19 protein-coding genes are annotated in these 21390 nt (G+C 46.2%); 12 read left to right on the forward strand and 7 right to left on the reverse strand.

What is annotated here, in order from left to right:
• Positions 1-56: 56 nt before the first annotated feature.
• Entirely contained in the window at positions 57-1721 is a 1665-nt protein-coding gene (locus K6Q96_RS20955; RefSeq protein WP_251879809.1) for a GGDEF domain-containing protein, read from the reverse strand.
• A gap of 237 nt (positions 1722-1958) precedes the next feature.
• Here K6Q96_RS20955 and K6Q96_RS20960 point away from each other — a divergent pair, with 237 nt between their 5' ends.
• The gene (locus tag K6Q96_RS20960; protein ID WP_251879811.1) at positions 1959-3956 is read left to right on the forward strand and encodes an exoribonuclease II; all 1998 of its coding nucleotides are present in this window, start codon (positions 1959-1961) and stop codon (positions 3954-3956) included.
• Positions 3957-4716: 760 nt separating this feature from the next.
• Here the strand turns inward: K6Q96_RS20960 and K6Q96_RS20965 are convergent.
• Positions 4717-4962 carry a DUF1127 domain-containing protein gene (locus K6Q96_RS20965; RefSeq protein ID WP_251879813.1) on the reverse strand — a complete coding sequence of 82 codons (246 nt, stop codon included), beginning with the start codon at positions 4960-4962 and terminating at the stop codon, positions 4717-4719.
• A 116-nt stretch (positions 4963-5078) separates the two neighbouring features.
• Between K6Q96_RS20965 and K6Q96_RS20970 the strand changes: the two genes are divergently transcribed.
• Complete coding sequence (locus K6Q96_RS20970; RefSeq protein WP_062664420.1) at positions 5079-5945, forward strand: LysR substrate-binding domain-containing protein; 867 nt, start codon at positions 5079-5081, stop codon at positions 5943-5945.
• 160 nt (positions 5946-6105) lie between these two features.
• Positions 6106-6636: an NlpC/P60 family protein gene (locus K6Q96_RS20975; protein WP_251879815.1), complete on the forward strand. Its 531-nt coding sequence runs from the start codon at positions 6106-6108 to the stop codon at positions 6634-6636.
• On the opposite strand, the gene K6Q96_RS20980 is transcribed toward K6Q96_RS20975, so the two are convergent.
• On the reverse strand, positions 6637-7341 hold the full coding sequence (locus K6Q96_RS20980) for an SDR family NAD(P)-dependent oxidoreductase (RefSeq protein ID WP_251879817.1): 705 nt from the start codon (positions 7339-7341) through the stop codon (positions 6637-6639).
• 138 nt (positions 7342-7479) lie between these two features.
• Here K6Q96_RS20980 and folM point away from each other — a divergent pair, with 138 nt between their 5' ends.
• The 5 genes from folM (at position 7480) to K6Q96_RS21005 (ending at position 11134) form a co-directional block, all read left to right on the forward strand.
• Positions 7480-8193 (forward strand): dihydromonapterin reductase, encoded by a 714-nt coding sequence (gene folM, locus K6Q96_RS20985; RefSeq protein ID WP_251879819.1) that lies wholly within the window; start codon positions 7480-7482, stop codon positions 8191-8193.
• 17 nt (positions 8194-8210) lie between these two features.
• Positions 8211-8573, forward strand: coding sequence for a dihydroneopterin triphosphate 2'-epimerase (folX, locus tag K6Q96_RS20990; RefSeq protein ID WP_251879821.1), 363 nt, complete (start codon positions 8211-8213; stop codon positions 8571-8573).
• A 123-nt stretch (positions 8574-8696) separates the two neighbouring features.
• Positions 8697-9236 carry a cytochrome b gene (locus K6Q96_RS20995; protein ID WP_251879823.1) on the forward strand — a complete coding sequence of 180 codons (540 nt, stop codon included), beginning with the start codon at positions 8697-8699 and terminating at the stop codon, positions 9234-9236.
• Entirely contained in the window at positions 9233-9802 is a 570-nt protein-coding gene (locus K6Q96_RS21000; protein WP_251879825.1) for a YceI family protein, read from the forward strand. The genes K6Q96_RS20995 and K6Q96_RS21000 overlap by 4 nt, the downstream gene beginning before the upstream one ends.
• A 183-nt stretch (positions 9803-9985) precedes the next feature.
• Positions 9986-11134, forward strand: coding sequence for an amidohydrolase (locus K6Q96_RS21005; protein WP_251879827.1), 1149 nt, complete (start codon positions 9986-9988; stop codon positions 11132-11134).
• Positions 11135-11196: 62 nt separating this feature from the next.
• Here the strand turns inward: K6Q96_RS21005 and K6Q96_RS21010 are convergent, their stop codons facing one another.
• From K6Q96_RS21010 to K6Q96_RS21020, 3 genes are all read right to left on the reverse strand, one after another.
• On the reverse strand, positions 11197-12648 hold the full coding sequence (locus K6Q96_RS21010) for an MFS transporter (protein ID WP_251879828.1): 1452 nt from the start codon (positions 12646-12648) through the stop codon (positions 11197-11199).
• Between the two features lie 401 nt (positions 12649-13049).
• Positions 13050-14114: a 3-deoxy-7-phosphoheptulonate synthase AroG gene (gene aroG / locus K6Q96_RS21015; RefSeq protein WP_251879830.1), complete on the reverse strand. Its 1065-nt coding sequence runs from the start codon at positions 14112-14114 to the stop codon at positions 13050-13052.
• 173 nt (positions 14115-14287) lie between these two features.
• Entirely contained in the window at positions 14288-15757 is a 1470-nt protein-coding gene (locus K6Q96_RS21020; protein ID WP_251882367.1) for a cobyric acid synthase, read from the reverse strand.
• Between the two features lie 199 nt (positions 15758-15956).
• Between K6Q96_RS21020 and K6Q96_RS21025 the strand changes: the two genes are divergently transcribed.
• Positions 15957-16508, forward strand: a complete 552-nt coding sequence (locus K6Q96_RS21025) for a hypothetical protein (RefSeq protein ID WP_251879832.1) — start codon at positions 15957-15959, stop codon at positions 16506-16508.
• A 44-nt stretch (positions 16509-16552) separates the two neighbouring features.
• On the opposite strand, the gene K6Q96_RS21030 is transcribed toward K6Q96_RS21025, so the two are convergent.
• A complete protein-coding gene (locus K6Q96_RS21030; protein ID WP_251879833.1) occupies positions 16553-17440 on the reverse strand; it encodes an AraC family transcriptional regulator in 888 nt (295 codons plus the stop codon).
• A 226-nt stretch (positions 17441-17666) separates the two neighbouring features.
• Here K6Q96_RS21030 and K6Q96_RS21035 point away from each other — a divergent pair, with 226 nt between their 5' ends.
• The 3 genes from K6Q96_RS21035 to K6Q96_RS21045 are packed head-to-tail and all read left to right on the forward strand — an operon-like array spanning position 17667 to position 21390.
• Complete coding sequence (locus K6Q96_RS21035) at positions 17667-18131, forward strand: (2Fe-2S)-binding protein (protein ID WP_251879835.1); 465 nt, start codon at positions 17667-17669, stop codon at positions 18129-18131.
• 4 nt (positions 18132-18135) lie between these two features.
• A complete protein-coding gene (locus K6Q96_RS21040) occupies positions 18136-20340 on the forward strand; it encodes a xanthine dehydrogenase family protein molybdopterin-binding subunit (protein ID WP_251879837.1) in 2205 nt (734 codons plus the stop codon).
• A 24-nt stretch (positions 20341-20364) separates the two neighbouring features.
• Positions 20365-21390, forward strand: coding sequence for an XdhC family protein (locus K6Q96_RS21045; RefSeq protein WP_251879839.1), 1026 nt, complete (start codon positions 20365-20367; stop codon positions 21388-21390).

Here is a 21390-nt window from a genome sequence, read left to right on the forward strand (position 1 = left end):
TTTCCGCAACAATTTGCTGTTATTTCAGGCAACCAATTTCCTAAGAGTATGACTTCTTAGTCGAGGCAAACGCGGTTTTGTCCTAGTTTTACCGCCGTCGTTTTAAGCTTTTCTGCCCGTTTCATAATTTTCAATTTCTGGGTAAACAGTGAAATAGACGTGAGTGTCATTCCCACACTTAATGTTACTCGCTGGTAACCTGGCGAATTCTTGTTGGGGATATTGAGATGGTAAACGGCATGCACCATATTTTCTGCCACTTCTCGCAGCATCAAATCATCGTCATGAAGTAAAAGAAGAAAAAACGTACCTGATGATTGGTAACTGAGAATGCCAGGAAGCAATGTCCCCGCTTGCCTTTCAAGAACGTCAGCCACTTTTTTTACCAAATTTGTCGCTGCCGATTCTCCATAGAACTTTCTGTACCCATCAAAACAATCTATATCGATGGCAATTGCAGCAACGCGCTGTTTCTCTTTTCTCGCCTGTTTAAAGAGACCGGGCAATGCCATTTGTAATGCCTGCTCATTTGGCAAGCCCGTATCAGCATCGCAAAGGTTCATCCAACGCTCATTCCGCTTCTTCGCAAACAGTTTATGTTTTAATGCCTTTAATTCTGATTCCCGTTTACTGTTCACTGATATGAGTTCATCAAACCGCACGTTAGATGCTTCTGTCTCTCTCACTTTAACAATCTTTTGGCTAACCGAAGCAGCTAGCAGTTTTAGTGCTTCTTTTTTAGGCTCGTCCAGTGGTGAACCGTAGAGAAGGTTATCACCAGCCAACCAACCAATGCATTCATCACCATTCCACATCGCCATCATGATATTCCAGCCAATACCTACTTGCTCTTTGCCGAAATATAGAGGGACGTTTTCTTTCACGATAAGCTGATTCTTCTTAGTGAACGCCTCTTCCATAAACAGGGTTTTTGGCATTTCCTGACAGAATTCAGAACGGTCAACAACATTACCTTGTGGATCAGTCCCCCAAGTCCCCCACATTTTGTGAGATTCCATGTCGCAGAGGAAAATGCCCATCCTGTCTACCTGAAGCTTGTCTCTGCCAAGTTCAACAGCTATCCGACACAGCGAATGGATGGTTGTCGCTTTAGTAAATCGAAGTGAAATCTCATGAAGATTCTGTAGGTAGGTAAGTTGTGACGCGAGCGTGTGTTTATCCAGAGCGAAGTCTAATTCACTCTTTCGACGATAGATATTCTGTTGGTTTAGCCTGTGCGCCAGAATCTTGCACTTAAGGTGTGTATCGGCGTTTTCCAGTAGCCAACTGAAATCAAGCACTGAAAGCGCTCGTTCGCGGGTTTGTGTGATAGACTCCACCAGCAAATAGCCTAGCCTCTCCTCTCTTTTATACAGAGGAATGACAGCATGCTCCCAAAGTTGACCGTCTTGCTGCCAACCACCGTTAAAAGGCAACTCGGAAATAAATGAGAACTGATGTTCATGCTTGTTAGCGAGAGATTCCCAATCAATGTAGTAACCACTGTATTCTTCACAGGGCTTAAAGGAAGAATAGAAGTTGAATACATCCTGAGTCTGACTGGCTGCAAGCTTTAAGTCATCATCAACCCAGACAAAAAGCGCGATATTACTAATCCCATTCTGACAAACTAACCGACTGAAAATGTCTTCGCACCATTTATCCAGCGCGCTGCAGACATCTTCGGCTGTGCCTCTCTCATGAACTTCAGCACTTTCCATATGCCAAACCGTAATTCCTTTTTAACGAACAATTATTTTGTCATCAATGTCGCATTTATCCTCTCCGTTACATCAAGTTTGCGATAGAAATAGAGTTTGTTATTTCATTTCGCTGACTTAGCTCTCAGTTTGTGCTGTGTCTTAGAAGATATCGTCACGTAGGTTTAATGAGTGATGACTTGGTTTTGAGTTAGTGAATCCGTATAGTGTGGCGGTTCACAATCTGAGACCAGGCTAATGTTTCAAGACAATCCATTACTTGCACAGCTAAAACAGCAAATTAAAGAGACCATTCCGAAGAAGGAAGGCTCTATCAAAGCAACCGAAAAAGGTTTCGGCTTTCTAGAGGTAGACAACAAAACCAGCTACTTCATCCCACCTGCATACATGAAAAAAGTCATGCACGGTGACAAGGTCGTCGCGCTTATCCGCACTGAAAAAGAAAAAGAAGTGGCAGAGCCAGACGAACTGATTGAACAATCGGTAGAACGTTTCATTGGCCGGGTAAAAATGATTCGCGACAAGCTGAATGTCGTACCGGACAGTCCTCAAATCAAAGATGCAATCCGAGCAAAGACTAAGAAAGGCCTTAGCCGTGATGCGCTGTCTGAAGGTGATTGGGTTGTAGCCACTCTTATCCAGCACCCGTTGAACGGCGACAACAACTTCTTCTGCGAGATCAGTAAAAAAATTACTGACTCAGATGACAAAATTGCCCCTTGGTGGGTAACACTGGCAAAGCATGATTTGCCAAATCAAGAACCAGCACCACAAGATAACTGGGCGATGCTGGACGAGTCATTGGTTCGAGAAGACCTGACCCACCTTCCGTTTATTACTATCGACAGCGAATCCACTAAAGACATGGATGACGCGCTGCACACAGTGGCTAACGAAGACGGAACCTTTACTCTAACTATCGCCATTGCTGACCCAACAGCTTACGTGGCACAAGGCACTGACCTAGATAAAGAAGCGCGTGAGCGCGGTTTCACCATCTACCTACCGGGTCGAAACATTCCAATGCTGCCACGCCAACTGAGTGACGATCTGTGTTCACTGCGTGAAGAAGAAGTTCGTCCAGCACTGTGTTGCCGCGTAACGGTATTGGCTGACGGCACGATCATCGAAGATGCACAATTCTTCTCTGCAACCATTAAATCTCAGGGCCGTCTGGCTTACGATAATGTTTCCGATTTGCTGGAAACGGGTTTGTGTGACAAATGGCAGCCAACGAGCATCATTTCAGAACAGGTGAATGCACTACATGCACTGGCAAAAGCGCGCATGACTTGGCGTGAAACCAATGCAGTGACCTTCCCAGATCGCCCAGACTACCGTTTTGAACTGAGCGAAGACAATGATGTTGTTGCTATCCACGTAGACCCTCGCCGTATCGCAAATCGCATGGTTGAAGAAGCGATGATCACCGCAAACATTTGTGCTGGTCGTGCGCTTCGCGAACACTTTGGCTTTGGCGTATTCAACACCCACGCTGGTTTCTCTCCAGAGAAGATGGCTGACGCAGTTGAGCTCATCAACAACAATGATGGCAACGTTTCAGCTGAACAGCTCGAAACTATCGAAGGTTTCAGTGCTCTTCGTCGTTGGCTGAACGAACAGGAAACCAGTTATCTGGATAACCGTATTCGCAAGTACCAATCTTATAGCGAGATTGGTAATGCCCCTGGGCCTCACTTCGCAATGGGTCTTGATGTTTACGCGACCTGGACATCACCAATCCGTAAATATGGCGACATGGTAAACCACCGCCTCTTGAAAGCGATTATCCGTGGTGAAAATGCCGCAACTACGCCTGACGAGATGATTGGCGAGGAGCTAGCCCTTCATCGTCGACATCATCGTATGGCTGAACGCGATGTGGCTGACTGGCTCTATGTCCGACTGCTAAAAGATAGCGTCGCCAAGAAAACCACCTTTACAGCAGAAATCTTCGACATCAACCGTGCAGGTATGCGTGTACACTTGTTGGAAAACGGTGCGATGGCATTTATTCCTGCACCGCTAATTGTCGATAACAAGAAGCGCATTGAATGTAATGGTGATATGGGCACTATCTCTATTGATGGCGTCAAAGAGTTCCAGTTGGGCGATACCATCGAAGTCGTTCTTGCTGAAGTCAAAGAGCCTACACGCTCAATTGTTGGTAAACCAACCCGCGAGTTTGCAGTGATTGCAGAGAAAACGGAAGAAGCGGTAGAGAAAAGCGAGTAAGTCGCCACGTTCAGTGAAAAAGCCAGACTGATGTCTGGCTTTTTTTATGTCTAATTTGGGCCTCTGCTTTTGCGTCAGACAATAAAAAACCCGGTCCATGGAAGCCGGGTATAGGTTACTTTTTGACTTTTCACGCAGCAAGCGAATGTAAAGTCCAGCTATGCAGTAACGCCAAAGTTGGACCAATCATTGGGTTGTCGGCGGCCAAACCAATTCCCGATGACTGTTTGTGTCCAATAGTTTGCTCTTCAACAAACCTTATTGTTATGAGAAAAACTCTACCAAGTGATGCTTAAAAGCTACTGAACGACAAAGATAATGCTTAGTATTCTATCGTTCAATAATTTGTATCGCGTCGCAATTCCAACCCAACCAATCGGGCAAACTCGACCTCAATGGTGACTATAATCACATATCCGAGTCGCACTTGTAAAGCATTTGTCAAAAACCACATCGACGGATAAGGCAAAAACCATTTCACATTCATTGGGTTACTACAAGTGTAGTAAATACCATTCAGGCATGACAAATTTTCAGGACAGCCCTTTATCTGCTTTTTTTCGACTCAGTCACGTTTTACGATGCAAATTTCAGCATGTGATTTTTGCATTTGTATTAACGGTACAAATAAAAAGAGGTCGACTCATTACTCAACATTCAGTTGACAGAATCTTCCAATCACCCAGGGTTTAGATAAAAAATACCGCAGCACCAGATTGGCGTGCGGCTGGATATGCGGAAGTATCCAAGGACTCGATTCTTAAAAAGGTTTACTGCGGCGAAGCTTTTTAATTTCTTTTTCTACCTGTGCTCTCGTCAAACCAACGTCTTGCAAAAAACGCTGATCATCTAGGTTTTTGGATAAATCTTGAATCAAATAGTGTTTTCGGTTGAAGTGCCACACGGCTTGTACCAACTTGGCTAGCAATCCGCCTCTATACACTACTTTGCTTAAGCCTTGCCTGTCTTCATTGATTAAATCGTTATCACTAGTTTTAACTGCCATACCTACTCTCCCCTGACGTCGTTTTTGTTTTCCTTCTTGACAGCTCAATATTTAATCAATTTAATTATTAAGAAAAGCCAATATTTCTTGCTTAATACTTCAAGGGAGCTGAAGTAATGACAAACTTCGATATCGACCAACTCCGCACTTTAGTCGCGATAGCTGATTGCGGAAACTTCGCTGCTGCCGCTGATAGCGTTCATAGAACGCAATCAGCGGTCAGCATGCAAATGAAGAAATTGGAGGAATTGGCTGGAGTCGCGATATTCCAAAAGCAAGGAAGACGACATGTTTTAACTTCCCACGGTTTAACTTTAGTTAGCTACGCCAGGCAAATGCTCAACCTGAACGATCAGGCAATCTCTCATTTTCACAGCCCAGATATGAATGGCATGGTTAAATTCGGGGTTTGCGATGATTACGTTAACCTCATTTTTCGCCGTGTACTTAACGGCTTTACCGAGCGTTATCCCAACCTTCAATTGTCTGTGCAAAGCAACAGTAGTCAGCGACTTTTAAAGCAAGTTCAGGATGGTCGGCTGGATATGGCTTTAGTCAATATTCACGACGAAAGTTACCCCGTCACTCAGCTTTCTACTGAAAGACTTGTGTGGGCAAAATCTCGTCACGTCAGCTACTGCAAAGACAAGCCTCTTCCCGTTGCGATTGAAAGTGATTGTCGTTGGGGACGCTTAGCGCTAGAGCTACTAAACCGCGCAAATGTCTCACACCAAGTTGTGCTGACCGCCGCTGATTTCCACGGTCTGAATGCAGCCATTGAATCCGGTATGGCTGTTTCTCTCATAGCTGCCTGTTCAGTCACAGACAAAATGGATTTACTCGAACGGATAAACTGCAATTCTCTCGAAACCGCCATTGCCAATGGGTTGGCCATCAAGCCCGGTGCCAACGAGCCTGCAGTGCTTGCGTTAGCGGATTATATTACCGAGTGGTATGTACGCAGGAACCAAACCGCTGCATAGAGTTCCAGACTTGAGAATTCTGTGACACCGCAAGCCTTTCGTCATTGCACGGTTATTTTTCTGTCAATAAACTCATTAGATATCATGCATCATCGAGTAGTAATGAAAAGAACGCAGATACTCTGTTTGGTCCAGAACCCATAAATCGATGGAAGTGACAATGCCGAAAAATTGGATTCTCATAACTGGCCTTTTTTCCAGCTTTTTACTGGTGGGTTGTGAATCGCCGACACCTGATGGTAATGACTCTAATTTCTCATCGCATTACGAGACAAACCGTCCCGGAACGTTCGCTCCATCTGGTTCTTCATTTGAATCTTCAAAGAGCCATGCACTATTTGCTTATTTTAAAGAATGGAAAGGCACACCATACCGCTACGGTGGTGCCTCTAAACGCGGTATTGATTGCTCAGCATTTATCCAACAAGTATTTTTAGCTGTTTATGAACATTCACTTCCCAGAACGACGAGACAACAAATTAAGATGGGAGACAAAATCACACTAGCCAATGCAGGACACGGTGACCTGATTTTCTTTAAAACCGGTTCAAGTCGATACCATGTTGGCATTTATATCGGTGAGAAAGAATTCATGCACGCATCTTCATCTAAAGGAGTCACTATTTCCCGCGTCGACAATCCTTACTGGTCAAAAAGAGTTATTGATGTTCGCCGCTACCCTTTGCAATAACTACCAGGGAATAACGCTTCCATCGTGATGATAGAGTTTTCCCGTGCCTTCAGCAGACATACTTTCAAATACAGAAACAATTCGCTCTGCCGTTAATTCCGGACTGTAGAGCTTGTGTTTCGGCCAGTTCCGGGTGAAAGGCTCTGAGAGCGCACTTGGTGTCGTTCCCGGGTGCATGGCTATCACAGAAGTGCCTGATGCGCGCCTTCCCCATTCAATAGATAAGTTTTTTATGAACATGTTCAATGCCGCTTTGGACATTCGGTAGCTATACCACCCGCCTAAACCGTTATCTTCAATGCTGCCCACCTTGGCGCTAAGCGACAACCAACGCAACTCAGAACGTCGTCGAATTAAACTATCCAGAGCCTGAGCCAGATGGACATGACTCATTGTGTTCACTTGTATTGATTGATGTAACCAGTCCGCATTGAGTTGCTTAAGGTTCTTCTCTGGTCCTTTGTCACCCTCATGAAGGAAGCCTGCGCAATGAATCACACCGACAAGATTTTTCATTCGCTCACTTAACCAATTCGACATCGCTGCAACGCTTTCCGGCTCTGTCATGGCAATATTGAGGTGACTGAGTGACGTTTCCTGAGCGCGACTGATTGTCAGCGTTTCGTATCCTGCCAGTTTCAATCGTTCACAAACGGCTTTCCCAATCGTTCCATGTGAGCCAGCCACCAATACGCTCTTTTGCATCCTTCCCTCTCTCACTGTTCTGCTAGAATCTAACTCACTGATTTTAAAATTATCATTTCCCAATTCTGATCTTTTTTGAACTGTGTCCGTATTGGGAACCGCACATCAAACGTTAATAAGCCCTAGAACTAGAAATATATGACTGAAGAAACAATTGTGATCACTGGTGCAGGGCAAAGAATCGGATTCGCGCTTGCTAGCCACTTTCGCTCAAAAGGGTATCGTGTGATCGCGTCTTATCGCTCAGAGAAGCCAGGGGTCACCGCGTTAAGAGAGTTAGGTATAACCTGTATCCAAGCTGACTTCTCTTCTGATGGTGCAATCCATCAGTTTGCCCGGGAGATCGCTGAGCTGAATGTTGAGATACGTGCGCTGATCCACAATGCGTCTGATTGGAATGCGGAAAGCAAGACTGATGACTATGCGGCATTGTTAAATGACATGATGCAAATACATGTAAAAACACCCTACCTGCTCAATCTAGCTCTGGCGCCATTCATGGCATCTGATTCACCAGCCGATTCAGACATTATCCACTTCACTGACTATGTGGTACGCAAAGGCAGCGAGAAGCATATTGCTTACTCAGCCAGTAAAGCCGCATTGGATAACATGACTCTCTCTTTTGCCCAGAAGTTGGCCCCGGGTGTCAAAGTCAACAGCATTGCACCAGCACTTATCATGTTTAATGAAGGGGACGACGAGGCTTACAAAAAGAAAGCGCTGTCCAAGTCACTTATGGCTATCGCTCCCGGCGAGCAAGAAGTCGTCAACGCCGTGGAATTCATCATGAACAGCAATTATATGACCGGCCAAAGCATCAATTTGGATGGCGGCCGGGCACTCAAATAAACAACGGAGGATGCGCTATGCAAAATGCCATTATCAAAATTACAAATCTTCGCCTGCGTACTTACATCGGATTCAACCCCGAAGAACAACAGAAGAAGCAGGATGTCGTCCTCAACATTGAAATACATTACCCTGGCGACAAGGCGTGCATGAACGACAACGTTGAAGAGGCTTTGAATTACAAAGTGATCACCAAGTCGATCATTGATCATGTCGAAAATGGTCGATTCCTGTTGTTAGAAAAATTGGTTTCCAGCGTATTGGATATTTCACGTTCTCACCACTGGGTGACCTATGCTAGTGTGACCATCGACAAGCCTCACGCTCTGCGGTTTGCCGATTCAGTCTCACTGAGTTTGAGTTGGCAGCAAGAGGAGTAATTCACCCTAATTTTAAGAGTTCCATCAAGATTTTCGAATAAGTCGTTCAGTTGTATCCGGTTCACCTACATTTAATGATGATTATAATTCTCATTAACTTACTACATTGGACACGAACGGAAGATGGAACAACCCACGCAATACAATGCGGTTCTGCGCACTATCCATTGGCTGACAGCTTTGGCCGTTATTGGCCTTTTTGCGGTTGGCTTATGGATGGTTGATCTGACCTACTACAGCAGTTGGTACAAAACCGCCCCCTACTTGCACAAGTCAATCGGTATTCTTCTCGCTGCATTGACTGTATTCAGATTGCTTTGGCGAACTGTAAAAGGGACGCCGGGCATTGAGGGAAATCGCTTAGAACGCACTGCGGCTCATTCGGCTCACCATTTTATCTACGTTTTGCTGTTCGTCATTTTCGCGTCTGGCTATCTGATCTCCACGTCTGATGGTCGGCCTATCGAAGTATTTGATTGGTTTGAAGTACCCGCCCTTGGCGAACTCTTCCCTAACCAGTCGGATATTGCAGGCGCGATTCACTACTACGCAGCCTTCACATTGATCGGCCTTGCTATTCTTCATGCGGCGGCGGCGTTAAAGCACCACTTTATAGATAAAGACAATACATTACGGAAAATGATTGGAGACAAATCGCTATGAAAAAGACACTTGTTGCTCTGGGATTCGCTGCGGCAACCATGCTGCCAACAATGGCTACTGCGGACGATTACGTGATCGACACCAGTGGTGCGCACGCGTCTATTAACTTCAAAGTTCCGCACCTTGGATACAGCTTCATCAAAGGCCGATTCAACAACTTTGACGGTGAATTCTCTTACGACCCAGCAAACCTTGCTGCGTCAACCGTCGTTGTAAACATTGACACGACTAGCCTGGATTCAAACCATGCTGAGCGTGACAAACACCTTCGTTCTGGTGATTTCATCAATGCTTCAAAGTTTTCTACCGCGACATTTAAGAGTACATCTGTAGAAGACAATGGCGACGGTTCAATCACAATTAATGGTGATCTAACTCTGCATGGTAAAACCAACCCTATCTCTATCGCTGCAAACTTTATTGGCGCAGGCAGTGACCCATGGGGTGGTTACCGTGCAGGTTTCGAAGGTACTACACGTTTGGAGCTTAAAGACTACGACATCGCTGTGATGGGTCCTTCAAGCTATGTTGATCTTGAGCTGCATGTGGAAGGTATCCGCAAGTAATTTCACGCGACATTACCTACTGAAAATGGCAGGTTTTTACCTGCCATTTTTTTGCCCATTAAGCACAAACAGAACGAATAACAACTCTGATCACCATCCCCTTACAGATCTGACTTTGATCACATAAATAGCGTGCTTCAACGCGTAGAGTGTGGAGCTTATTTCCGGTTGTTTGGGGGAATCATGTTCAACCCTATCCTGTTTAGACACCAACTACATAAAGCACCTGAGCTCTCTGGTTTCGAAGAAAATACCGCAAAACTAATTGCCGATACTTTGCGAAGTTTTGGCTACGATCCTCAGGTGAATATCGGTGGTTATGGGATAGTACAAACGATTGAAAGTGGCGTACCCGGCCCTCACCTGTTGTTCCGTGCTGATACCGATGCACTTCCTATTGATGAAGTCGCTTCTCACACTCATTGTTCTTGTACTCAAGGCATCATGCACGCCTGTGGGCACGATGGTCACTCTGCAAGTCTAATGGCGTTGGCCTACCGTCTATCGATGTCCTCTCTCCAGCGGGGAAAAGTTACCCTGATTTTCCAACCATCAGAGGAAAATGGTCAGGGTGCTCGCGCAATGTTAGATGATGACAGTTGGTCCAAAGGCAAAATCGATTACGCATTTGGTTATCACAATGTGCCGGGGCACCCACTTGGGCAAATACTATGTCGTGAAAACACATTTGCCTGTGCTTCTGCCGGTGTCTCAATCACGCTGACAGGGAAAACGGCTCACGCAGCTTATCCTGAAACCGCATTGAACCCCACTCGGGCGCTAAGAGAACTAATGCTCGAGATCGAACAATTACCCCAAAAAGCATCGGGTAGTTTTTCACTAGCTACCATCGTTCATGTGAGTTTGGGACAGCCTGCTTTTGGTACAACCCCAGCAAAAGCAACTTTAATGGCCACACTGAGAAGTGATAGCAACAAGTGCTTTGAAGCACTGTGTTGCGAGGTGGAAAACATTGCGGGACGCTATGCAGAAAGAGATCGGCTAGATATAACTATCAAGTGGTTTGATAAGTTCAATGCCACCATTAATCACAGTGAAGCAAATATGCTGTTGAAGCAAGCCAGTAAAGAGCTAGGGTTTGATTACAATGTTCTCGATAAACCCATGCGCTGGTCTGAAGACTTTTCTGAATATTCCCGAACCTGGCCATCTGCGTTTTTTGGGCTCGGTAGTGGTGTGGAGCATCCTCCGCTGCACGACCCTCACTATGATTTCCCGGATGCGTTGATTGACGTTTCCAGCAAAATCTTCGAACAAATCATCCGAGATATGAACGGACTGAAAGCGCAGGACTTTATCCAAGCGATTTGATCGGTAGATTCACAACAAAAAAGCGAGGCCAGAGCCTCGCTTTTTCAATGAATATTTTTTGTTTATAGCTCGCCACGTAACTCAATCAGTTTTTGCTTGATTGCACGCGCTTTCTCTTCGCTCAGGTCATATTTCCACATGACAAGAATAGCCAAGAGCGCAGTAGACGCTGGGATGATGATATCTGCCAAACGAAGGTTCGTGATGGTTTCAACAGACTGTGCACCAGCACCTGGGTCAAAACCAACCACTTTAAGCACTAAACCACCAAGGATGAGCGCCAGCGCTTGGCCAATTTTCACCATCAGCCAATAAATCGCCCCAAATGTACCCTCTTTACGTGGCATACCGTTGTCCAACTCATCCATATCACAGACGTCAGCTGTCATGCTCATCATCAGAGTAAACAGACCGCCGATACCGAAAGACATCAGTGGAATAGGCATAAAGATCATCCAAGGATTGCTTGGGTCGAAGCCCCACCATTTCAGGCCATAGCCAACAATTGAAATAGCAGTGGAGATAATAAACGCGTTGCGCTTACCCCATTTGTTTGCCATCCAGGTAATTACAGGGATAACAACAAACGCGGTAACAATCGCGCTTACCGTAGAGAACCATGCAGGCCACGTACCTGTTGCACCATAGTCACCACCAAACATGTGGAACACGATGATGAAGAAGCTGAATGACGCAACAAGCTGAAAGCCATTAAAGACCAAGAAGGTTGCACCACAAAGACGAACGAAAGGTTTGTTTTTGAAAACTTGCTTAATGCCTTTAAAGACTTCCTTCAAGTTAGAGAAAATCGTCTTGAAAGAGATCTCAGCGCGGTTACCCATGTCTGAAGCATCAATACCTTTACAGAACAGACCAGGAAGAATACCCAGAGTGATACAAGCACCTGCGACAAACAGTGACAATTGCTGCACGCCTTCGGCCTGGCTACTAAACAAATCAGGGTCGGCGATAAGTACCCAGAACCAAGGTACGATCATCCAAGCCACCTGGCCCATAGTATTTGCAAATGCCATCAAACGAGTACGTTCGTTGTAATCAGAGGTCATTTCATAACCCAGACCAACAAACGGTGTTGCAAACATAGTGTTACCGATAGTGAAGATCAAAGAGAAAATGAGGAAATACCAGAAGTTGTACTCTTGTGATGCTTCAGGGTCCAGCTGCCAAAGCATGGCAAAGAACACGCCACTCAAGATCGCACCAACGACAATGTAAGGACGTCGTCTACCCCAACGTGATTTGGTGTTGTCCGTGATAAAACCCATGATAGGGTCCGTGATTGCATCAAACAATCGTGGAAGACCACCTAACAAACCTGCCAGGAAAGGGTCCATGCCGAAAGCGGTAATCAGGAAGAAAGAGAATACTCCCAAAGCACCAGGAAGAAGGTTAAGCGTCAGCGTACCTGCGCCGTAAGCCCCTTTCTGAATGACTGGAACGCTCTCCCTTGCGTCGTGAAGCTCACCTGCTGTTGTTTCTACTTGTTGTGACATAGCAAAATGTTAACCATATGTGAATTCCGTGTTGTGATATTACCTAGCTATGCTAAAACTCAGCAAATTTAGCTCATACGATATATATCTCCGAAACCACTTTTTGAAAGCGCTTTCTTTGGTTTTAAATAGCGTCAATAAGAAAAGCTATCGGAAAGCCGTTTAAATACAGTTTGATTGCGCGATTATATGCTGATTTTGTCTCAAATCACCCTATTTTTGGGTTCCGCTGATAGCAAGCGATTTTTTATGAAACACCAAGTAATAAGTCTCAAATTAAAGAATAAAAGTGGCATTGCGAGGCGTTGAAAACACTTGAATAGGTTAGGCAAAAAGACAAATAAAAAACCGCCGAAGTCACAAAACTTCGGCGGTTTAATGTATGAAGAAATTAGCTAAGCTTACTTCTTGGCAGCTCTGCGCTCTTGAACAGCATCTGCCAGAATATTTAACACTTTCTCAGTATCTTCCCAGCCAATACATGCATCGGTGATGCTTTGGCCATAAGTTGGCGCTTGGCCATCAATAAGGTCCTGACGCCCTTCTACAAGGTGGCTCTCAATCATCACGCCAAAGATAGCATCGTTACCACCAGCGACTTGGTTTGCTACGTCTTCACCTACGACCAGCTGACGCTTGTATTGCTTGCTGCTGTTTGCATGGCTGAAGTCAATCATCAGCTTGTTACGCAGTTTGGCGGAATCCAGTTGCTCAGTGATTGCTGCAACGTGATCTGCAGAGTAGTTTGGCTCTTTGCCGCCACGGAGAATAATGTGGCAATCTTCGTTACCTGCAGTCTCAACAATCGCCGAGTGTCCAAATTTAGTCACAGACAGGAAGTGGTGAGGAGATTCTGCCGAACGAATCGCATCAGTCGCAATCTTTATGTTTCCGTCGGTACCGTTTTTGAAGCCTACCGGGCAAGACAGACCAGATGCTAGCTCACGGTGAACCTGAGATTCGGTAGTACGCGCGCCAATGGCACCCCAGCTGATAAGATCACCCATGTACTGTGGCGTGATCATATCGAGAAACTCTCCTGCAGTTGGAAGACCCATGTCGGTAATATCCAATAGCAACTTACGTCCCATACGAAGGCCATCGTTTAACTTAAAACTGTTGTCCAAGTACGGGTCATTGATAAGGCCTTTCCAGCCTACTGTTGTGCGAGGCTTCTCGAAGTAAACACGCATTACGATTTCTAACTTGTCACTCAGTTTGTCACGGATAACTTTTAGCTTCTTACCGTATTCAACTGCCGCTTCTGGGTCATGAATTGAACAAGGACCGATGATAACGAGAAGGCGATCGTCCTTGTCGTTCAGAATATTGTGGATTGCCTGACGAGCGTTAAACACCGTTTCAGACGCATTTTCAGTCGCAGGAAACTTTTCCAGCACCGCTACTGGTGGCAGAAGTTCTTTGATTTTACTAATTCGGACATCGTCTGTTTGATGGAAGCTCATTCATTCACCCTTGCTACATTCTTCACACCAACCTTCACTGGTTCAGTGCGTATTACCTACTTATTTGTAGTTAACTTATCGCCATTCCAAAGAGAGTGCAAACCTATTTTTACGCTTTTAGCTACATTTTTATGCCACATAAAGATTGACTATTATAATAATCGTGCTAGCAATTAATTTTCAACTGTATTGGGGAAGAGAAGTTCAAGAGCCACATACTCTTCAAGCGCATCCGCTAATACATCAATACTCCGTTGTTTTTCTTTTATTAAATCAATACCTTTCTCCCCATCCAGACCTGCCCATTCTAGAATGAGTGCTAGCGCCTCTGGGTGATCGAACAAACCATGCCAGTATGTCCCAAAGACATTGTTGTCCGTATTGACAAGACCATCATCACCTTCATCACAGGCGACAAGGTTCACACCTTTCGATGTGGTTACACCCATATGAATCTCATATCCCGTGACATAGCTCACTTTGTTATTTAAGTGAAGATGCCCTGACTTTTTGGTCAAGACTTTCTCTTTTTCGATCACCGTAGTGGCTTCAAGATAACCTAGTCCTTCCGCATCCAATTGATGTCCTTCCAGCCCCTGAGGATCCGAAATATGCTTTCCTAGCATCTGGTAACCACCGCAAATACCGACGACTTTGCCACCATATCTCAGGTGCTTTTGAATCTGTTTGTCCCAACCAAACTCTCTTAAGCTGTTTAGGTCTGAAATCACACTTTTACTGCCCGGAACTACAATCAAATCACACGAAGGAATGGGTTTTCCTGGCGCCACATATTGCAAGTTAACCTTTGGATGGGCTCGCAATGCATCAAAGTCAGTGTGATTACTGATCCTTGGCAAAACAGGTACAGTCACGTTCAGGACATTTTGGCTTGAATCGATGTTGTCCTGTTTCGTATCGATTGCATCTTCTGCATCAAGCATCAACCCCTGAAGATATGGCACAACACCGAGAACCGGCTTTCCTGTTTTTTCTTCAAGCCAATCCAGCCCAGGTTCTAGAAGACTGATATCCCCACGAAAACGGTTAATGACGAAACCAACCACTCGATCCCGCTCTGATTGGGATAGACAATCCAAAGTTCCAACCAAATGCGCGAATACACCTCCCCTATCTATATCTGCCACAATGATTACAGGAACATCCGCCTCTTCCGCAAACCCCATATTGGCAATGTCATTCTCGCGCAGATTAACCTCTGCAGGACTCCCCGCCCCTTCGATGAGTACACAGTCGTATTCAGCAGTCAGTTTCTCAAATGACTCCAACACGGGCGGCATGGCAAACGCTTTATAGGATTGGAAGCCAATAGTATTCATGGCATCAACCGCTTTTCCTTGAACAATCACCTGAGCAGCGCTGTCCGTGCTTGGTTTTAGCAAAATAGGATTCATATGCACGGTCGGTTCAATGCCACAGGCGAACGCTTGAAAGGCCTGTGCACGACCAATCTCACCACCATCGTGAGTCACAGCGCTGTTAAGTGCCATGTTCTGGGGCTTAAATGGAGCAACTTTTACACCCCGGCGAGAGAGAATGCGACAGAGACCAGCAACAATAACGCTTTTACCTGCGTCAGATGTTGTGCCCTGAACCATAAGGGCTTTAGAGGTAGATAACATGGATGAATCCGAAAGGTATGAAACTGTGATATGAAAGGCAAAGATATCATAGTCATTGCAAAAAAATGCTAGCGCCATCGTTTAGCAGCAAATTCTTTGTAATGGCGGTCAAAGTTATTTGCATCGTCACTAAAGTTTTCGCGCAGGTAGCCATACACTCAAAGCCATGTTGCAAATAACGCTTGCTGCAAGGAACGCTGTGAAAAATTTAAAAAAATCATGTTCTATCAAGGCGATTGTTACCGCTCTGACTCTGACTTCATCAGCCGCTATGGCGACCAATTTTAGCTACACCAATTTAGAAGTCGGATTTACCAGTAACCCTTCCGGACTTGGCGCGACAGGTCGGTTGGCCTTTATGGATGGTGCGCACTTTATTGTTAACGGTAGCAGTCAGTTTGAAGGGGACTGGATTGTTTCAGGCGGCGCTGGTTTCCATGCCCCCGTCAACGGTTTTGTCGATATTCATGGCGACGCACGCGTCTATTCCGTGAAATTCCCAGATGATGATAAACACGATTGGGGTGAATTAGCTTACGGCGTCAATGTTGGCGCGAAAGCATGGGTCCTGCCCCAAATCGAAGCTAACATTCTTGTCGGCCAGATTGCTTTTGACTCAGACGATACACGCTCTGTCGTCGAATTGGGGGGCCGCTTCCATTCAACAGATATCCTTTCTGTCGGTGCGACGTATCGGGCTAATGGTCTCTACAAAGAGCAGTTCTATTTCGACGTAAGTTTTAATTTCTAATCTACATATTGCATCGAATGAAAAGCGGGCCGGGTGTCCGCTTTTTATTCGATGGTTGAAACCAAAGAACGTGCTTCGCTTGGTGTAAACCCAAAATAGCGCTTAAACTCGCGGCTGAATTGAGACGGACTACTGTAACCCACCTCATAGCAAACCTCCGCTACTTGATACCCTGAAGAAAGCATAGACCTGGCTTTATGCAGCCTGAGTGATTTCACATACTGCATCGGCGAAACTGTCGTAACCTGCTTAAAATGCTCATGAAGCGTCGAAGCGCTCATTCCCGCCACGCTCGCAATCTCCTCAATCGCCAAATTTCTTTCAAAGTTCTGCTCAATGTAATGAACAACCGGCGCAATACGGTTGGCGCCCGCATGGTTACTCACGCAATTTCGTAGCAATCCACCACCAGGCCCTTTCAACACTTCGTAGTAAAGTTCTCTAAATATTGAAGGCGCTAATATGTCGCGATCCATTGGGTTATCCAGCAAACCCAACAATCGAGCCACCACGTTTTCAATTGCCGGAGTCATTTTGGTCGACTGAGTAAAGTCGCGCTGCGGTAGCGAAGAGGTTTCCTGCTGCCAAGGCGACATTTCCATCATCAATTGGCCGACCATTTGCTGGTCTATAGCCAGACTGAAACCCACATAAGGCCTCTCTTCACTAACATCTAAAAGGCTTGCTTCTACAGGCCGCGTAACAGAGTTAATTAGGTAGGAATCTTCACTGTAGACAAAGGCTTGCTTTCCCGTAGAGACGTGCTTTTCTGCTTGCAACACAAAACAAATTGAAGGCTGGAGCACTATCGGCATCAAATCAACCTTTTCTAAGCTCGCGTACAACTTCAAACCCTCTATGTCAGACGTTTGAACGCACTCACCTCTTACTTTTTCAAACACTTGCTTTGCAAGTGCCGAGACGAATTCCATGTTATTAACCTTTTGCTAAACATTGTCTACACGACCGTAGGATTATGACACTAAATACGTACTTAGAATGATACTCCTTATATATTCCGGAGGAATAGGCAAGACTTCTGGAACATCTCGATAACATTAGCCTCAAATTGAATACATAGTAAATAAAGGCTAATGACCACGGTTACGTGTGTTAAAGCCAAATACACTGCCGTTCTATGTACGAAAGGAGACTACCATGAGCGTATCCGTGAATATAAACGGACAGGACCTTGAGCTCGATGTACCTGCGGACACCCCATTACTCTGGGCCATTCGTGACAACCTCAACTTAACAGGCACTAAGTTCGGATGCGGTCTCGCACAATGTGGCGCCTGTACTGTTCATATGGGTGGTCAGCCCATTCGTTCTTGTGTCACCCCGGTATCTGCCGTTGCAGGGCAGAAAATCACCACCATTGAAGGCATTGAGTCAAAGGCTTCCAAAGCGGTTCAAGCCGCATGGGAAGAGATACAAGTCCCGCAATGTGGGTACTGCCAATCAGGCCAGATCATGGCTGCCAGCGCACTACTTGCCAGCAATCCATCCCCTACCGACGCAGACATTGATGCGGCCATGAACGGAAACATCTGCCGCTGTGCAACCTATGTCCGTATTCGTGAAGCAATCAAGCAAGCAGCCACTGAACTGAGACAGGGATAGAACCATGCGTGATTTTCTGAACGGTTATCAGCCCGAAGCGGCTTTCCTAAAAAATACTAAACAGGTGGGAACCAGCCGCCGTAACTTCATTAAACTCATGTCGACAGCCGGTGCGGGATTAACCTTAGGCGTTCACCTCCCTTCTGTTGCAGCCGGTGCCAGTGAAACAGCAGGCAAGCCTTTTGAACCCAACGCTTTTGTGCGCGTCGGTTCAGATGACACAGTCACCATCGTGATTAAACACTTGGACATGGGCCAAGGAGTGACTACGGGCTTAGCAACCATTGCCGCTGACGAACTCGATGCAGATTGGAGCAAAGTTTATACAGAGGCTGCTCCTGCAAACGCCAATGAATATAACAACCTACTGTTTGGCCCAGTGCAAGGTACAGGCGGCAGTACTGCTATTGCAAACTCCTTCATGCAGCTCCGCATGGCAGGCGCAAAAGCCAAAACTATGTTGGTGAACGCTGCCGCTAAAGTGTGGGAAGTCCCCGCTTCAGAAATCACGGCAAACAAAAGCACTCTCTCTCATTCTCGTACTGGCAAGTCAGCAACTTATGGTGAGATGGCCGAGCTAGCAGCACTGAAATCAGTTCCTGCCGATGATCAAGTGGTCTTAAAAACGCCCGAGCAATTCACCATCATCGGTAAAATAGGAACCTCCCGAAAAGATAAAGGCAAAAGCAACGGCACAGCGACATTCACACAGGACGTACAACTGGACGGCATGCTGACCGCGTTAGTCGCTCATCCACCGGCATTTGGTGCAACAGTCGTTTCGTTTGATGCCACTGCAGCCAAGCAATCTCCCGGAGTTGTCGATGTTGTGCAGATCCCGACAGGTATTGCGGTGATTGCAAAAGATTTCTGGAGTGCAAAAACGGGACGCGACAAATTGTCGATCGAATGGGATCGCTCTGCGTTCACCAAGAACACTGAACAGCTCAAAACTGAATACACAGCACTTGCCCAAACGCCCGGCCTTACGGCCCGCAACGATGGCGAAGCCAGTAAAGTGCTCGAAAGCGCCGACAATGTTGTCGAAGCCACTTACTATTTCCCTTATCTTTCCCATTCACCAATGGAACCTATGAACTGTGTGGTTCTGGCAGGCGATGGTAAAGCTGAACTTTGGTATGGCGCCCAGATTCAAACCATCGATCAGTTTGCCGTAGCTACCGTCCTTGGTATCAAGCCGGAGAATGTGACCATCAACACCTTGTTTGCTGGGGGTAGCTTCGGACGTCGAGCCAACCCACAAGCAGATTACGTTGTTGAAGCGACAATGATTGCCAAAACGCAGCCGGGTGTGCCAGTAAAATTGGTATGGACGCGTGAAGATGACATGCGCGCGGGTTATTACCGCCCAATGTACATTCACAAAATCCGTGGTGCCGTCGACGATGAAGGCAACATCACTGCATGGGAACAACGTATTGTTGGGCAATCGATCGCAGCAGGTACCGCATTTGAGGACTTCATGGTGAAAGATGGCGTTGATTCATCTTCTGTTGAAGGCGCTTCCACTCTGCCTTATGCCATTCCCAACTTAGCCGTTGAACTGCATACCGTTCAGCAACCTGTTCCTGTTTTGTGGTGGCGCTCAGTGGGTCATACCCACACCGCGTTTTCAACGGAAGCCTTCCTGGATGAACTGGCACACAAAGCTGGTAAAGACCCTGTTGAAATGCGACGAGGTCTGCTCAAAAACCATCCTCGACATCTTGGTGTTCTGAATCTGGCCGTTGAAAAGTCAGACTGGGGCAAACCACTACCGAAAGGTAAAGGACGCGGCGTTGCGGTTCATGAGTCGTTCCGCACCTTTGTTGCTCAGGTTGTCGACGTCACCGTAGAAAATGGCCAAATCACTGTCGACAAGGTCGTTTGTGCCGTTGATTGTGGTGTTGCTATCAACCCGGACATCATTAAAACCCAGATGCAAGGCGGTATTGGTTTTGGTCTGTCACCTGCGCTTGTCAGCGAAATAACACTGCAGGATGGCGCCACGGTTCAGTCAAATTTCCATGACTATCTGGTGCTAAGGGAAATGCAGATGCCAGACATTGAGGTACACATTGTGCCATCTGCCGAAGCACCAACCGGTGTTGGTGAACCCGGTACACCACCGATCGCGCCCGCTGTCGCAAACGCCGTGTTTGCTGCAACAGGCCAGCGATTACACGATCTGCCAATGAAGCTGTCTTAATCTCAACGTCATCAAGGAAGGATAATGGCAAACCACCTACATTACTTGCTGAACGAGTGGTATCCGGAGAAAGACAATGCCGAGTGGGTACTCGGCACGATTTATGAAACGGAAGGACCTTGTTATCGAAAAGCCGGTGCAATGATGCTTTTCGGTAGTTTGGGTCAACAACTCGGTATGCTTAGCGGAGGATGTCTGGAATCAGACATCCAACGTCATGCAAAAAAGGTGATGATGACAGGTGAAGCCTGCACGTTAACTTACGACAGCCAAGATGAAGATGATTTGTCTTTCCAACTTGGTATTGGCTGTGGCGGCACCGTTCATATCATGCTGCAGCCAATCCACGCGGGTAACGGCTACTTAAGCCTCGATGTTATTCATGCGCAGTTGGAACAGAGAAGATCTGGCTTCTACTATCAGCGTATCGGTAGTAAGAGCGTCGCTGAAATAGAAGCGAACTATATCCCCTCAGAAAAGATTCACCAGCTAAAGGCTGATAAAAACACCATTGGCGAACGACTTGATGAAGGCGGTCAGCGCTGGCTGAAAACCTTCATTCAACCCCCTACTCACCTTCTCGTTTGTGGTGGAGGGTTTGATGCTAGGCCTATAGTTTCCCTTGCTCATCAATTAGGTTGGCGCGTTACGCTTTGGGACCCCCGCCCTGCAAATGCAAGACGCGATTACTTTCGAACCGCGCATCACATCCTGCGAGAAGAAGCAGAGACCTTGGGGTATTTCTGCAACGAAAAGCATGTCGATGCTGCCGTAGTGATGACGCACAGTGTTTCTCTCGACGCCTCCGTATTGAAATCGCTCACGGATACGCGTTTACGTTATCTTGCCCTACTTGGCCCAACACATAGAAAAGAAGATGTTCTGCAAACCGCAGAGTTACAGGAATCACAATTACCGTGCAAACTTGCAGGACCAGCAGGGTTGCAACTGGGTGCAGCATTGCCAGAAGGGATTGGACTTTCTATTCTGTCAGAATGTATGGCGGCTCTTAACGATTCAAACGCCAAATCTTTCAGTGGAATAGTATAA

Origin of the sequence: Grimontia kaedaensis (assembly GCF_023746615.1) — a bacterium.
Lineage (GTDB): Bacteria > Pseudomonadota > Gammaproteobacteria > Enterobacterales > Vibrionaceae > Enterovibrio > Enterovibrio kaedaensis.

What these genes read in the sequence shown, in the direction of transcription:
- K6Q96_RS20955 (WP_251879809.1), bottom strand. Translation starts at nt 1,721, where the DNA reads ATGGAAAGTGCTGAAGTTCATGAGAGAGGCACAGCCGAAGATGTCTGC.
- K6Q96_RS20960 (WP_251879811.1), top strand. Translation starts at nt 1,959, where the DNA reads ATGTTTCAAGACAATCCATTACTTGCACAGCTAAAACAGCAAATTAAA.
- K6Q96_RS20965 (WP_251879813.1), bottom strand. Translation starts at nt 4,962, where the DNA reads ATGGCAGTTAAAACTAGTGATAACGATTTAATCAATGAAGACAGGCAA.
- K6Q96_RS20970 (WP_062664420.1), top strand. Translation starts at nt 5,079, where the DNA reads ATGACAAACTTCGATATCGACCAACTCCGCACTTTAGTCGCGATAGCT.
- K6Q96_RS20975 (WP_251879815.1), top strand. Translation starts at nt 6,106, where the DNA reads ATGCCGAAAAATTGGATTCTCATAACTGGCCTTTTTTCCAGCTTTTTA.
- K6Q96_RS20980 (WP_251879817.1), bottom strand. Translation starts at nt 7,341, where the DNA reads ATGCAAAAGAGCGTATTGGTGGCTGGCTCACATGGAACGATTGGGAAA.
- folM (WP_251879819.1), top strand. Translation starts at nt 7,480, where the DNA reads ATGACTGAAGAAACAATTGTGATCACTGGTGCAGGGCAAAGAATCGGA.
- folX (WP_251879821.1), top strand. Translation starts at nt 8,211, where the DNA reads ATGCAAAATGCCATTATCAAAATTACAAATCTTCGCCTGCGTACTTAC.
- K6Q96_RS20995 (WP_251879823.1), top strand. Translation starts at nt 8,697, where the DNA reads ATGGAACAACCCACGCAATACAATGCGGTTCTGCGCACTATCCATTGG.
- K6Q96_RS21000 (WP_251879825.1), top strand. Translation starts at nt 9,233, where the DNA reads ATGAAAAAGACACTTGTTGCTCTGGGATTCGCTGCGGCAACCATGCTG.
- K6Q96_RS21005 (WP_251879827.1), top strand. Translation starts at nt 9,986, where the DNA reads ATGTTCAACCCTATCCTGTTTAGACACCAACTACATAAAGCACCTGAG.
- K6Q96_RS21010 (WP_251879828.1), bottom strand. Translation starts at nt 12,648, where the DNA reads ATGTCACAACAAGTAGAAACAACAGCAGGTGAGCTTCACGACGCAAGG.
- aroG (WP_251879830.1), bottom strand. Translation starts at nt 14,114, where the DNA reads ATGAGCTTCCATCAAACAGACGATGTCCGAATTAGTAAAATCAAAGAA.
- K6Q96_RS21020 (WP_251882367.1), bottom strand. Translation starts at nt 15,757, where the DNA reads ATGTTATCTACCTCTAAAGCCCTTATGGTTCAGGGCACAACATCTGAC.
- K6Q96_RS21030 (WP_251879833.1), bottom strand. Translation starts at nt 17,440, where the DNA reads ATGGAATTCGTCTCGGCACTTGCAAAGCAAGTGTTTGAAAAAGTAAGA.
- K6Q96_RS21035 (WP_251879835.1), top strand. Translation starts at nt 17,667, where the DNA reads ATGAGCGTATCCGTGAATATAAACGGACAGGACCTTGAGCTCGATGTA.
- K6Q96_RS21040 (WP_251879837.1), top strand. Translation starts at nt 18,136, where the DNA reads ATGCGTGATTTTCTGAACGGTTATCAGCCCGAAGCGGCTTTCCTAAAA.
- K6Q96_RS21045 (WP_251879839.1), top strand. Translation starts at nt 20,365, where the DNA reads ATGGCAAACCACCTACATTACTTGCTGAACGAGTGGTATCCGGAGAAA.